This is a genomic window from Planomicrobium sp. CPCC 101079 (assembly GCF_007859275.1).
In the GTDB taxonomy this organism is placed as follows: domain Bacteria; phylum Bacillota; class Bacilli; order Bacillales_A; family Planococcaceae; genus Planococcus.
Genome location: NZ_VOHC01000033.1, coordinates 41,915 through 55,824, shown reverse-complemented (window position 1 = coordinate 55,824; position 13,910 = coordinate 41,915). Strand labels below are relative to the sequence as shown.

Annotated in this window: 14 protein-coding genes and 1 tRNA gene; 1 reads left to right on the top strand and 14 read right to left on the bottom strand. The window is 44.9% G+C overall.

Going from position 1 to position 13,910, the window contains the following annotated elements:
* Positions 1-10: 10 nt before the first annotated feature.
* The 7 genes from gpmI to FQV28_RS18430 form a co-directional block, all read right to left on the bottom strand.
* Positions 11-1,543, bottom strand: a complete 1,533-nt coding sequence (gpmI, locus tag FQV28_RS18460; RefSeq protein WP_146497997.1) for a 2,3-bisphosphoglycerate-independent phosphoglycerate mutase — start codon at positions 1,541-1,543, stop codon at positions 11-13.
* Positions 1,536-2,297 (bottom strand): triose-phosphate isomerase, encoded by a 762-nt coding sequence (tpiA, locus tag FQV28_RS18455; protein WP_146497996.1) that lies wholly within the window; start codon positions 2,295-2,297, stop codon positions 1,536-1,538. The genes gpmI and tpiA overlap by 8 nt, the downstream gene beginning before the upstream one ends.
* A gap of 99 nt (positions 2,298-2,396) precedes the next feature.
* Positions 2,397-3,581 carry a phosphoglycerate kinase gene (locus FQV28_RS18450; protein ID WP_146497995.1) on the bottom strand — a complete coding sequence of 395 codons (1,185 nt, stop codon included), beginning with the start codon at positions 3,579-3,581 and terminating at the stop codon, positions 2,397-2,399.
* A gap of 134 nt (positions 3,582-3,715) precedes the next feature.
* The gene (gene gap, locus FQV28_RS18445; RefSeq protein ID WP_146497994.1) at positions 3,716-4,726 is read right to left on the bottom strand and encodes a type I glyceraldehyde-3-phosphate dehydrogenase; all 1,011 of its coding nucleotides are present in this window, start codon (positions 4,724-4,726) and stop codon (positions 3,716-3,718) included.
* Entirely contained in the window at positions 4,727-5,770 is a 1,044-nt protein-coding gene (locus FQV28_RS18440; RefSeq protein ID WP_146497993.1) for a sugar-binding transcriptional regulator, read from the bottom strand. It lies immediately after the preceding gene.
* Between the two features lie 110 nt (positions 5,771-5,880).
* Entirely contained in the window at positions 5,881-6,105 is a 225-nt protein-coding gene (locus tag FQV28_RS18435; RefSeq protein WP_146497992.1) for a glutaredoxin family protein, read from the bottom strand.
* A gap of 165 nt (positions 6,106-6,270) precedes the next feature.
* A tRNA-Arg gene (locus FQV28_RS18430) sits at positions 6,271-6,342 on the bottom strand.
* A 184-nt stretch (positions 6,343-6,526) separates the two neighbouring features.
* On the opposite strand from FQV28_RS18430, the gene clpP reads away from it, so the two are divergent.
* Positions 6,527-7,129: an ATP-dependent Clp endopeptidase proteolytic subunit ClpP gene (gene clpP / locus FQV28_RS18425; RefSeq protein ID WP_146497991.1), complete on the top strand. Its 603-nt coding sequence runs from the start codon at positions 6,527-6,529 to the stop codon at positions 7,127-7,129.
* A gap of 40 nt (positions 7,130-7,169) precedes the next feature.
* On the opposite strand, the gene FQV28_RS18420 is transcribed toward clpP, so the two are convergent.
* From FQV28_RS18420 to FQV28_RS18390, 7 genes are all read right to left on the bottom strand, one after another.
* On the bottom strand, positions 7,170-7,427 hold the full coding sequence (locus FQV28_RS18420) for an HPr family phosphocarrier protein (protein WP_146497990.1): 258 nt from the start codon (positions 7,425-7,427) through the stop codon (positions 7,170-7,172).
* A gap of 57 nt (positions 7,428-7,484) precedes the next feature.
* Positions 7,485-8,435 carry a DNA-binding protein WhiA gene (gene whiA / locus FQV28_RS18415; RefSeq protein WP_146497989.1) on the bottom strand — a complete coding sequence of 317 codons (951 nt, stop codon included), beginning with the start codon at positions 8,433-8,435 and terminating at the stop codon, positions 7,485-7,487.
* Positions 8,436-8,459: 24 nt separating this feature from the next.
* Positions 8,460-9,455 (bottom strand): gluconeogenesis factor YvcK family protein, encoded by a 996-nt coding sequence (locus FQV28_RS18410; RefSeq protein WP_146497988.1) that lies wholly within the window; start codon positions 9,453-9,455, stop codon positions 8,460-8,462.
* A gap of 4 nt (positions 9,456-9,459) precedes the next feature.
* On the bottom strand, positions 9,460-10,341 hold the full coding sequence (gene rapZ / locus FQV28_RS18405; protein WP_146497987.1) for an RNase adapter RapZ: 882 nt from the start codon (positions 10,339-10,341) through the stop codon (positions 9,460-9,462).
* Positions 10,331-10,819, bottom strand: a complete 489-nt coding sequence (locus tag FQV28_RS18400) for an NUDIX domain-containing protein (protein ID WP_146497986.1) — start codon at positions 10,817-10,819, stop codon at positions 10,331-10,333. The genes rapZ and FQV28_RS18400 overlap by 11 nt, the downstream gene beginning before the upstream one ends.
* A 535-nt stretch (positions 10,820-11,354) precedes the next feature.
* Positions 11,355-12,308 carry a thioredoxin-disulfide reductase gene (trxB, locus tag FQV28_RS18395; RefSeq protein WP_146497985.1) on the bottom strand — a complete coding sequence of 318 codons (954 nt, stop codon included), beginning with the start codon at positions 12,306-12,308 and terminating at the stop codon, positions 11,355-11,357.
* A 66-nt stretch (positions 12,309-12,374) separates the two neighbouring features.
* Complete coding sequence (locus FQV28_RS18390; protein WP_146497984.1) at positions 12,375-13,901, bottom strand: tetratricopeptide repeat protein; 1,527 nt, start codon at positions 13,899-13,901, stop codon at positions 12,375-12,377.
* Positions 13,902-13,910: the final 9 nt, after the last annotated feature.

Here is a 13,910-nt window from a genome sequence, read left to right as displayed (position 1 = left end):
TCCCTTTGGTTTAGTATAATGGTTTTCCAGTCATTTCTGCTGGTTGTTCAACATTCAATAATTTTAATACAGTCGGCGCCAAATCTGCGAGAATGCCGTCTTTTCGCAAAACTACGCCATTTTTCGTGACGATGACCGGAACCTGATTGGTCGTATGCGCGGTCATCGGCAGCCCTTCTATTGTTACCACTTCATCGGCATTGCCGTGATCCGCCGTAACAATCGCTGAACCGCCTTTGGCATGAAGTGCTTCGATGATACGGCCCAAGCATTCATCAACCGTTTCGATTGCTTTGATGGTTGGTTCCAGCATTCCGCTATGCCCGACCATATCTGGATTCGCAAAATTCAAGATGATGCAATCATGGGCATCGTTTTGGATTTGCTCCACCAGGCGATCGGTTACTTCATAGGCGCTCATTTCCGGCTTCAAGTCATATGTCGCCACTTTCGGAGAATCGACCAAAATGCGCTCTTCGCCTTCAAACACATCTTCACGTCCGCCGCTCATGAAGAACGTGACGTGCGGGTATTTTTCCGTTTCAGCAATCCGCAATTGCGTCAAACCGTTCGCTGCCACCACTTCCCCAATCGTCTGATCCAGATTTTGGCTGGTGAAGGCCACGCGTGTCTCCAATTCATCGCTATAAGTTGTAAAAGAGACAAAGGCCAGTTCTTGCGGATGGCTGGAGCTTTTTGCAAATCCATCAAAATCATCAAGAATGAACACCGAAGTCAATTGAATGGCCCGGTCAGGACGGAAGTTGAAAAAGATGACTGAGTCGCCGGTCTCAATGGTCGCTACCGGTTTTTCATCTTCTGTGATGGCAAACGGCACAACAAATTCGTCGAATACTTCAGTAGTATATGACCGCGAAATGCCTTCGATCGCAGAAGGAGCCGTAGAGCCTTCCCCGTCCACTAGTACCCGATACGCGCTTTCAACTCGCTCCCATCGCTTGTCGCGGTCCATTGCATAATAGCGTCCGCTGATCGATGCAAATTTCCCGATGCCGATTTCTTTCATTTTGTCTTCCGTTTTTTCTACATAAGCAAGCGCCGTTTTTGGACCAACATCGCGTCCATCCAAAAATCCATGGACGTAAACTTCGCTCAAGCCGTGCTGCTTCGCAAGCTCTAACAGAGCAAAAAGATGCTCATAATGGCTATGGACGCCGCCATCCGATAACAAGCCCATTAAGTGCAGGGCTTTGCCGTTCGCTTTTGCCTGAGTAATGGCTTCCACAAAAGCCGGATTCAGGAAAAAGTCGCCATCCCGGATGGATTTATTGATGCGCGTCAAGTTTTGATAAACAATCCGCCCGGCGCCGATATTCAAATGGCCAACTTCCGAGTTGCCCATTTGGCCTTCCGGCAATCCTACCGCTTCGCCCGACGCCGTCAACAAACTGTGCGGATAGCTGTTCCACAATCCATCAAAAGTTGGTTTTTTCGCCTGTGCCACTGCGTTGCCAAACGATTCTTGGCGGCAGCCAAAGCCATCCAGAATAATCAGTGCTACCGGGTACTTTCCTTTACGCATTCGAACCAGCCTCCAGCAATTTCACAAACGAATCAACTTCTAAGCTGGCCCCACCGACTAAAGCGCCGTCAATATGTTCCATGCCAAGCAGTTCTTCAATGTTCGCCGGTTTCACGCTGCCGCCGTATTGGATGCGGACTTTGTCAGCTGTTTCTTGGCTGTAAAGCGCTGCAACTTTCTCCCGGATAGTTCCACATACTTCGTTGGCATCTTCTGCTGTTGCCGTTTTACCCGTTCCAATTGCCCAAATAGGTTCATAAGCAATGACCAAGTCAGCAACTTGCTCTTCGGATAATCCTGCAATGCCTTGTTCCACCTGATCTTCTACAATTTTTCTTGTCGATCCGCTTTCGCGCTCTTCAAGCGTTTCACCCACGCACATCAGTGGTGTTAAGCCGTTAGCAAACGCCGCATGGACTTTTTTATTGACTGAAGCATCAGTTTCGTTGAAGTATTGGCGTCTCTCCGAGTGGCCGATAATGACGTATTTAACGCCAAGATCAACCAATTGGGCTGCGCTGATTTCGCCTGTAAAAGCACCTTCTTTTTCTTCGTGCATTGTTTGAGCACCGATTTGAAGCGGGCTCGACTCCGCTGAAACCACCAATTGATTTAAAAACAACGCTGGGGCGCAGATAACTGCATCCACTTTTTCAGCATCCGGAACAAGGCCTTTTGCTTTTTCCACAAATTCTTTTGCTTCAGATGCCGTTTTGTACATTTTCCAGTTTCCTGCAATAATTGGTTTTCTCAAAAAAGCCACTCCCTTTATCCAGCTTTAACGGTCAGTAACTTCCCGCTTTCGCCGGAGTTTACTGACGATTAAGCTTAAATTGTTCAACCAAATAAGTTGTTATTTATCAGTTAATGCAGTCACGCCCGGCAATTCTTTGCCTTCCATGAACTCCAAGGAAGCTCCGCCGCCTGTAGAAATATGATCCATCTTATCCGCTATGTGAAACTGTTCTACAGCCGCTGCCGAATCTCCTCCGCCGATAACGGTGTATGCCTCTGTTTTGGCCATTGCTTCTGCCACCGACTTAGTGCCGTTTTCAAATGAAGACATTTCAAACACACCCATCGGTCCGTTCCAAAGAATCAATTTGGAATTAGCGATCACATCAGAATACAATTTCACAGTATCCGGTCCAATATCAAGGGCCATCCAGTCGGAAGGAATTTCATCGATTTTGACCACTTTTGTCTCTGCATCATTCGAAAATTCCTGCGTGATGACAACATCAATTGGCAGATAAAGCTTTACGCCTTTTTCCTCCGCTTTTTTGAGGAACGATAGCGCCAACTCCATTTTGTCTTCTTCAAGCAGCGATGTGCCGATTTCAATGCCTTGGGCTTTCAAGAACGTATATGAAAGTCCGCCGCCAATCAACAAATTGTCAACTTTTTCCAACAAATTATCGATAACGCCGATTTTGTCTTTTACTTTTGCTCCGCCGATAATAGCGGTAAACGGACGGTCTGGCTCGGATAACGCTTTGCCTAATACGTCCAATTCTTTTTCAAGCAACAACCCGGAAACCGAAGGCAAATGCTTCGCGATTCCCGCAGTTGATGCATGAGCTCTATGCGCAGCTCCAAAAGCATCGTTGACGAAAACATCTGCCAAAGCGGCAAACGCTTTTGCCAATTCTTCATCGTTTTTCTCCTCGCCCGCATGGAAACGGACATTTTCAAGCAGAATGACGTCGCCTTCGTTCATCGACGCAATTTCCTGCTCCACTTTTTCCCCGATTGATTCATCGAGGCTTTTCACATCTTTATGTAATAATTCACTTAACTTGGCAGCCGCTGCAGCCATTCTCATCTCTTCGTTGACAGTACCCTTTGGTCGGCCTAAGTGACTTGCAAGAATTACTTTTGCTCCGTTTTCAATCAAGTATTGGATTGTCGGAAGAGCTGCGCGGATTCGTGTGTCATCAGTAACTTGCCCTTCTGACATCGGGACATTGAAATCCACCCGGCAAAATACACGTTTTCCTTTTAAGTCTACGTCTTTCATGGTCATTTTCTTCGTCATGAAAATACCTCCCATTTTCTTTCAGTGCTGAATGGCTCTATATATTTTCAAAAATAAAAAGAAGAGGCAGGGTAAGTCCCCACCCCTTTTACCCTCTTTCATTATAGAGGTTCATAAGAAATTAAGCTATGATTTTAAGACTTCAAACCGTTGTTGTATAAGTGTAATGCAATGTCGATGCAGCGGGCAGAGTAGCCTGATTCGTTATCGTACCAAGCAAGAACTTTAACCATGTTGCCTCCAAGAGCCATTGTAGACGGAAGGTCAACAGTCGAAGAAGCTGTGTTGCCGTTATAGTCGCGTGATACAAGCGGCAGCTCGCTGTATTTCAAGAAGTCGTTCTCGTCATTGTCGATCGCTTCTTTGATTGCGTTGTTTACATCTTCGATTGTTGCATCTGTTTCCAATTCAGCAACCAAGTCGATCAAAGACACGTTTGGCGTAGGAACGCGGATTGCCATTCCGTCAAGTTTGCCTTTTAATTCAGGCAATACGAGCGTTACAGCAACAGCTGCACCTGTAGTTGTCGGAATCATTGATTCTGCTGCAGCACGTGCACGGCGATAATCTTTATGAGGAGAATCCAACAAAATCTGGTCGTTTGTGTATGAGTGGATTGTCGTCATCATCGCTTTTTTGATGCCGAATTTGTCGTTCAGGATTTTTGAAATTCCAGCAAGGCCGTTAGTAGTACAAGAAGCATTTGATACTACATGGTCTTCTTCATGGTTGTATGATTCATGGTTAACGCCCATTACAAGAGTCTTCATGCCTTTGCCTGGTGCTGAAACGATAACTTTCTTCGCTCCTGCTTCGATGTGTTTTTTTGCATCGTCGGCATTTGTGAAGAATCCAGTAGATTCGATAACGATGTCGATGTTGTTTTCTTTCCATGGAAGGTTTGCAGGATCTTTTTCAGAGTAAACATGGATTCTTTTGCCGTTAACGATCAAATCGTTGCCTTCAGCTGAAATTTCAGCATCCAAGATACCGTGGATAGAATCGTATTTCAAAAGGTGTGCAAGCATTTTTGCATCTGTTAAATCGTTTACTGCTACCACTTCTACCTCGTTGTTTGCCAATGCCTGGCGGAATACGATGCGTCCGATACGTCCAAATCCGTTAATTGCTAATTTTAAAGTCATTTAAATTTCCTCCCGATTTTGAGTTAACTCAAGTATTTGTTGAGCAGCGCCTTCATCCGTAATAAGTACCGTCTGAGGGGCCGCATTTCTGAAATAAGAAAGAATCGCTTTTGCTTTCGACCGGCCTCCTGCGACTGCCAGGATAGCTGGGGCTTTTTGAACTTGCTCTAATTGGATTCCCGCTGTGCGGATGCGATAAACAACTTTTCCTTCTTTATCGAAGTAATAGCCAAACGCTTCGCTTACCGCGCCGCCTGAACGAATCCTTTCGACTTCCTCAGTTGAAGATTGCCGTTGAAGGGCAATTTCTTCTGCATTTCCGATTCCGTGGACCACCACATCTGTCTGGTCATACAAATTCATCATTTCCTTGATCACCGGCTCCCGCATCATCATTTCATATGCTTCAGCACTAAGATGATCGGGCAAGTAAAGCGTCTTGACAGATCCTCCGGTTTTCCCCGCAAACGAGGAAGCGATTGTATTGGCTTGATGCAGGACATCTTCGCCAAGTCCCCCGCGCGCAGCAATAAATTGCAGCGTGCTGTCCTTTTTATCAGAAGATAATTCCTTTGAAATGGCGGCCATCGTGCTGCCGCCCGTCACAGCAATCTTTTTATGCTGTGCGAAAAGGGACTCCAAGAGCCGGGCTGCTTCTTTGCCGATGTTCGCTTTCACGGCAGGTATGTCGTCGCTGTCTTGCGGAAGGATGAGCACTCTTGAAATCCCAAGGAGGGATTTCAATCGCTTTTCCATCGCTATCAATCCGGACACATCGCGCATGAAATCTTTTAAAGCATCGAGCACAGCCACGCCTTGCTCAGATACAACCATGCCGGCGGATCTTGCGTTGATCAATTGCTGGTTTCGCAATAGATCGGTTTCTTTCCTAATTTCTCTTTCGGTGGAACCGGCAAGCTCGCTGAGCGCACGCCTGCCAATCGGCTCCTCCATTTTGATCGTCAATAATATCTGATAGCGTTTTTTCAGGAGTTCGGTCATTTCCGGCATGAGCTTTTGCTGCGCTTCCGTTAATGGATCCATTGCTTCACTCCTTCAGCTGGACGTTTTTTGTCCCATTACATTAAATAGTGTCCCACAAGATTCATTCTAGCGAACTAAAAATGAAAAAGCAAACAAAAAAAGCGTTATAATTACAACGCTTCGAGTAAATCGGCATAACCAATATTGCCATATAATAAAATTTCGTTGTTTTTCTCAAGTACTGGAATCATCAGCATGTACTTTTCATGAAGATCGTCATCGCTTTCAATATTTACTTCTTGGTATTCTAAAGGGAAATCTTCCTTTACCAGCTCAATCATTAGCTTGGCCTCTTCGCATAGCGGACAGTTCGGGCGTGTGTATAGAACAAACATGATATCCCCTTCTTTCTTTACAAGTTCTCTACGCTTTTCGTAAAGTATGAAATTGGTGTTCTGGAAAACTTTTATCCATTCCATTATAGCTGAAGCCGCTAAAAAGAAAAAAGCCGAACCGTCTGTCCGGAAAACCGGACAAACAGCTCAGCTTTTAAATCTTAATACCCTCGGAGGGAATCGAACCCCCATTTCAAGAACCGGAATCTTGCGTGTGATCCATTACACTACGAGGGCGCTTTGGTATTTCGCATTTCTTTCTTAGCGACTTTTCTATTATACAAAAGTATTTTTGAATTATCAACCCACTTTTTTCAATTCGTTATATTTGACCTTCATTGACCATCATGTGTATGATAATAATACAGCTGAAACATGTTTCAGCAATGCTATTAATCATCTATATGAGGAGGATCTATTCATGAACTTAATCCCAACAGTAATTGAACAAACAAGCCGTGGCGAACGCGCGTATGACATTTATTCACGTTTGCTGAAAGACCGCGTGATTATGCTAGGAAGCGGCATCGACGATAATGTTGCCAATTCTATTGTTGCACAGCTTCTATTCCTGGAGGCGGAAGATCCTGAAAAAGATATTTCCATCTACATTAACAGCCCAGGCGGCAGCATCACTGCCGGTATGGCGATTTACGATGTTATGCAATTCATCCGTCCGGATGTTCAAACTGTCTGCATCGGTATGGCTGCTTCAATGGGGGCTTTCCTTCTTGCAGCTGGAACTGAAGGCAAACGCTATGCTCTTCCAAATGCTGAAGTCATGATTCACCAACCACTGGGCGGTGCTCAAGGACAAGCGACTGAAATCGAAATTGCGGCAAAACGCATTTTGCATTTGCATGAAAAACTAAACCAAATTCTTGCTGACCGTACAGGCCAGCCACTGGATGTTATCTCAAAAGATACAGACCGCGATAACTTCATGACTGCTGAACGTGCTCTTGAATACGGCTTGGTCGACAAAATCATTACACGCAACAAATTGCCGAACGAAAAAAATTAATCAAGAAAAAAAACTCACAGCCAAAGAGGCTGTGAGTTTTTTACGCTTGCTTTTCAACTAAAGCAGTCAGAGAGTTCACTGCTGTTTCTTCATCTGAACCATCGGCGGAGATTTTAATCGTTGTGCCTTTGCTGATGGCCAAGCTCATAAGGCCCATGATGCTTTTAGCGTTGACTTTTTTATTTTCTTTTTCCAAATAGACATCGGAGTTGAACCGGTTCGCTTCTTGGACAAACAACGCCGCTTGCCTTGCTTGTAGCCCAGTATTCAATAAAACTTTCACTTCTTTTTCAACCATGCTGATCCTCCTCCAGAAACTCGACTAAACTTTCATCTATAAAAGAACAGCCGGATTTTACCGGCCGATCATTTCCCCTTTGCGCAGCGACTCTGCGATTTCGTCAATTTTCCGCAAGCGGTGATTGACGCCAGACTTGCTGACATTGCCGCTTGATACCATTTCCCCAAGCTCTTTAAGTGTGATGTCCTGGAATTCAACACGCAGCCGTGCAATTTCACGAAGCCGTTCCGGCAATTGGTCAATGCCGATCGCTTTGTCGATAAAACGGATATTTTCGACTTGCCGAAGAGCGGCATCGATGGTTTTGTTCAAATTGGCCGTTTCGCAATTCACCAAACGGTTTACACTATTGCGCATATCGCGGATGATGCGGACATCTTCAAACTTCAGCAAAGCGGAATGGGCTCCAGTGATGCTGAAAAAATCGGATATTTTTTCAGCTTCTTTTAAATAGGTGACGAACCCTTTTTTCCGTTCAATGGTTTTGCTGTTCAATTGGAACTCGTTCATCAACTCAACCAATGAATCAGCGTGGTCTTTGTATAATGAATAAATTTCCAAATGATAGGAAGAAGTTTCCGGATTGTTAACCGATCCTCCCGCTAAAAAAGCGCCGCGCAAATAGGCGCGTTTGCAGCAATTTTTTTCGATTAATGTTTTATCAATTTCGTGTTGGAATTGAAAGCCTTCTGAAATGATCGCTAAATCTTCTAGCATATGCTTGGACCCTTCACGTATACGGCATATGTAGACGTTATTCTTTTTTAAGCGCATTTTTTTCCGGACCAGCAATTCTACCGGATAGACCGGGTAAAAACGTTTTAACATTGTATAGATCCGCCTTGCAATCGCGGCGTTCTCTGTCTGTATATCAAGGCTCAGCTGCCGGTTTGAGAACGACAGCGTTCCGTTCATGCGGATTAACGCCGAAAGTTCGGCTTTTCCACAGCAGTCATCCACTTCAATTTGAGTCATTTCTTTTTTTGTTTCGGATGCAAAAGACAAAACATGTTCCCCCCTTTTCAAACACTAGAAATACAACTGTGTTGAATCTTCTTTGGCGAGGCCTCCTGCATATTCAAAAAGCCATTCTGCTACTTTCAATGGTTCATGCCGTACAGCTTCCCCTAAAATATTGGCAATGTCTTCCTTAAAGATGCGAAGGCCCATTTGGCGCAGGCGTTCTTCATCGTATTCTACAGGCCACGCCCGTTCTTTTTTATAGCGCTCCGCAATGTTCTGCGGGATTTCGACTTTATCAAGCAAGATCGCATCCAAAAAGCCTTCTTCTACATGGTCATAGAGAGCTCGTACATGGTCTGCCGCTGTATAGCGGTAGGTTTCACCCGCTTGGGTCATTAAATTACAAATATAGATTTTTTTTGCTTTTGACGCAATCACTGCTTTTTTAATATCTTTTACCAATAAATTCGGCAGGATGCTGGTATACAAAGATCCTGGACCAACAACAATAATATCCGCATTGCGGATAGCCGCAATGGTATCCGGGAGTGTCTTGACGTCGTGCGGCTCCAAATAAACCCGCTTTATTTTCTGCAAATATGCCGGTATTTTGGATTCGCCTTTGACCATCGATCCGTCTTCCAATTCGGCATAAAGCGTCACCAATTGGTTGGCCGCGGGAAGCACTGTGCCGTTGACATTAAGAACCCGGCTCATTTCGCGGACGGCGAGTGAAAAATCGCCTGTAATTTCAGTTAAAGCCGCCAGCATTAAATTGCCCAGCGAATGGCCGCCTAGATCCAATGAACCTTTGAACCGGTGCTGGAACATTTCTGCCACCAACGGTTCCGCATCCGACAACGCCGCCATCACGTTGCGTATATCTCCTGGAGGTGGAATATCCAAATCGTCTCTTAAACGCCCAGAACTGCCGCCATCATCTGCCACAGTGACAATCGCAGTCAAATCAAGCGGAAACTTTTTCAATCCCCGAAGGAGAGTGGAAAGCCCTGTGCCTCCGCCAATGATCACAATGCGTTTACGGCGAACGTGTTGTTCCATCCACTCAGCCCTTTCTTGTTTTGACGTCCCTGTGTGTCACGATGGTTTTATAATCTTTGGCCAATAGCTTTCCATAATATTCTGCCAAGGTAACAGACCGGTGTTGGCCTCCTGTACAGCCGAAAGCGATGACCAATTGCGCTTTTCCTTCGTTCTTGTAGAGCGGAATCATAAACTCGAAAAGATCGGTTAACTTATTAACCAAGGTTTGCGTTTCAGGTTTTTCAAGCACGTAACTAGAGACCGGCTCATCCAATCCGGACAATGGATTCAGTTCTTCTATATAATAAGGGTTCGTTAAGAAACGGACATCAAAAACAAGATCCGCATCGATCGGCATGCTGTGTTTAAAGCCGAAAGAGACGACATTGACAGTGAAAACATTGCTTGATTTTGTAGAGAAATCTGAGATGATTTTTTCTTTCAACTGCCGTGGAGTCATTTGAGATGTATTGTAAATAAACTTCGCTCTTCCTTGCAGGTCTTCAAGCATGTCCCGCTCTTTTTTGATGCCTCCAAGCACTAAGCCGCCTGGAGACAATGGATGAGAGCGCCGCGATTCTTTATAGCGGCTGACGAGCGTCTGGTTGTCGGCATCAAGAAAAAGAATCGTGATGGAAATTTTCGGCTCTTTCGACAAGCCATCGATGGCATCGACCAGATTGTCGAAAAAGTCGCCGCCGCGCAAATCCATAACCGCTGCTACCCGTTTCATCGACTTGCCAGAATCCCGCATCAATTGCATGAATGTCAACAGCAAAGCTGGAGGTAAATTGTCTATAGTAAAAAATCCTAAATCTTCAAAACTTTGAATTGCTACTGTCTTGCCTGCTCCCGACATACCGGTGATGACAATCAGTTCGGTTTCTTCGTTATTATTTTCCATCAAAGCAATCCACCTCTTCCGTCGACATTTGAATAGTCTCTTCTAACAAATCAAAATCAGATGTGTAGCGGAACGTTCCGTACTGCATTCCTCTTTGATGAGCGGCAAACTGCAAATTGGTACGGTCGCCCTCTGCCATCGGCAAAAAGGCCAAACTTTCCACTGGATGCCATTCAAGCACACCTTCACGTGTTTCTTCAAACGGAACGCCAGTTAGCCCACTGGCTGCAAAAGTAAAAAGCATCCATTCATCCACTTTTTCGCCTTCATCTTCGATCACCATTGTGTAAATACCTTTCAAATGAGTGCCGATAGGCGTCGCATTCGTTTCTTCCATAAATTCTCTGATGGCCGCCTCATATATCGATTCGCCGGCTTCCATCTTGCCGCCTGGCGCTACATACCAGTCACGGCGCGGTTTTTTAAGCAATAAAACTTGGTTGTTTTGAATAACTAATAAATTCGCGATTCGCTGCACATTCGACACTCCGCCTCTATTGTAAACTTCCTCTATTATACACCTATCCGGGCGTGTCATGCAAAAAAAGAAAAGCACCAGAGCATATGGCTCCTCGAAAGTGTGAACTATCCATCTAAGCTGCAGCCACGTAACTTATCGGCTGAAAAAGAATTTGGCTTGTTTGGGACTTTCTGCTGCTCTTTGTTTTTCCCTAGCGACAGCCACAAACGCAAAAAAGTCCTTAAGTTTAGCGAATTCTCACCACTTCTTGAGTCTTTCATTGATGAAAGTTGCAACTTAAATCCATAAAGTTGTAACTCAATTCAAAAAAGTTGTAACTCACGGCAGAAAAGTTACAACTCCAGCGAAATGAAAAGCTGAGGATCATCCTAAACAGCTCTTTTCAAGCAGCCTCTTCAAAAAAAAAATGGCCGTTCTCCGAGAAACTCGAAAAACAGCCAAGCAAAGTTTATAAAAAGGGGGTCAATTTACTCTTTTACTTTACCCCACGCTCATGACAAGCGTGTTACAAATGAGTTAAGAAAGCATTAAATTAAGCTTTTATACTAAGTTTTTCTGCAAGTTCTTCTACATAATGCTGAACGGCTTGAGCTGCGATGCTTCCGTCTCCTGTAGCCGTTACAACTTGGCGGAGCATTTTTTCCCGCACATCGCCTGCTGCGAATATGCCTGGAACTGCAGTTGCCATATGGTCATCAGTGACAACATAGCCTTCCGCATTCAAAATTCCCAAGTCAGCAAACGGTTTAGTCAATGGCAGCATCCCGATATAGATGAATACACCATCTGCTTTAAATTCTTGTTCAACTCCATCTTTTGTAGAAACAAGCGTTACACTTCCGACTTTGCCATTTTCAGCATTGATTTCTTTAACTGTATTGCTCCAGATAAAGTCGATCTTATCATTGGCAAACGCGCGGTCTTGAAGGATTTTCTGGGCACGCAATTCATCGCGGCGGTGAACGATTGTCACTTTGTCCGCAAAGCGAGTCAAGTATACGCCTTCTTCTACTGCTGAATCTCCGCCTCCGACAACGACCAATTGTTTCTGTTTGAAAAATGCGCCATCACATACAGCACAATAGCTGACACCGCGGCCGCCAAGTTCTGTTTCGCCAGGGATGCCCATTTTTTTGTACTCGGCGCCAGTTGTAATGATGATCGCACGCGCACGATATTCTTTTGACCCTGCGATAATGGTTTTGTATTCTTCGCCGTCGATGATTTCTTTAACATCGCCATATGCGTACTCGGCTCCGAATTTTTTCGCATGTTCAAACATTTTTGTTGAAAGGTCCGGCCCTAAAATATGATCAAAGCCCGGATAGTTTTCAATTTCTTCCGTGTTGGCCATTTGGCCCCCAGGAATTCCCCGCTCTAACATCAACGTGGACAGATTGCCCCGCGATGTGTAAACAGCAGCTGTCATCCCCGCTGGCCCTGCACCAATAATAATTACATCATAAATTTTAATGTTTTCAGTCATAATGAACCTCCTAAGTCCCAGTAGCTAAATCGTATAAGATTCTTACAATCCCATCAACTTATTTGCCTATGACTCAAAAATCGGCAAATACTGAATCAGATCATTAACGTATTTGGTAAGCGTCGCGGGAGAAATGCCGTATGTTTCCGCAATCGCTTTTTTTGTCACCGATTGGTCGCGTGATGAATTGAACATATAGTCCGCCGCAGCTGCTAAAGCATTCGGATTCTTGAATTGATACTTCCGGTCAAACGCTTTATCGAAAATCATGAACCACATTTGAAAAGCGTAAGAGCCCTGCTGCGTCACCATGCCTTCTTTGTCATAAAGGATCTCCGTCGCTTTCATGGCACGCAAAAATGCCTGCTCTTCTGGAACTGCTTCTTTAAATGGATGGCCAAGTGCATAACCGAGCAAGAATGTTTCAAGAAGAGACGGCTGATCCGCCTCCAGCCATTTTGGATGGGAGATGATTTCTTGTTTGTGGGATGATTTACCGAGCAAAAACAACCCAAATAACCGCTCACTCTTATGCGGGTGATCTAATTTTTCCACCAAATAGTCCCGGTCGTGTTCAAGTGCATCTGCATGAGGCATTACGGCGTTTTCCGCCCATGGCTCATAGCCTTCTTTGTCCGGATCCATTTTCGCCAATTGTTTCCACGCCTGCCTTGCCACATCTTCATGCCCTGAATGATATGCGGCATGGGACAGCCAGAAATAGAAAGCGGGGTCTCCGTCAAATCCGCGTTTTTGCAAACTGCGCAGCCAGCGGTATGCTTCCTTGTATTTGCCGACCAGTGCGAATGTCGCACCTAATTTGTAGCGGTGTTCAAAAACATACGGCTGAATTTTTTTCAGCAAGTCTAGAACATCTTCCAATTCATCGTTTTTCTCGTAATAATGGAAGACGGCCAAATTGCAAAGTGCATGAAGGTTGCCCGGATTTCTCCGAAGCACGTCATGAAGCAAAGTCTTTGCCATCTCCGCTTCGCCCACATAGAAATAAGCGAGCGCCAGATTGTTGTGCGCTCCCCAAAAGTCGGGCTTTTCTTCGATCAGCTGCTCTAGCAGATGGATTGCACCGGCAAAATTGCCTTGTTCCATCCAGCGCCGCGCTTTTTCCTGCTGGTAAAAGTACTCGCTGTCCTGGGCTTCCCCTTCGTCATCAAAAAGCTGCCAGTCTTCCTGCTCTGCAAAGTCGATGATTTCCATCGCTTCCGCCGCATAATCGCCTTGAATGTCCTGCTCAATATACTTTTTTGCATATTTCCGGGCTTCCAAAAACATCCCCATATGTGCATGAACTTCCGCTAAGAAAAAAAGGATGTCCGTTTCTTCAGGGTCAATGCTGTGGGCTTCCCGCAAAGCGTCCATCGCCCGTTCAAATTCCTGCATTTCCATTAGCACAATCCCGTAATGCATCAAAATGAGCGGATCTTTCGGACTCAATTCTGTTGCGCGCTGCAAGTATTTATGCGCTTTTGGAAACTGGTCGCGCTGTAATTCTTTAAGCGCTTTTTTGTAATAATATTCGCCTGTTGGAATAAATGACAGTACATTCTCTTTGTTTTTCTTCTTTTTATTCTCCAAAATATGCCT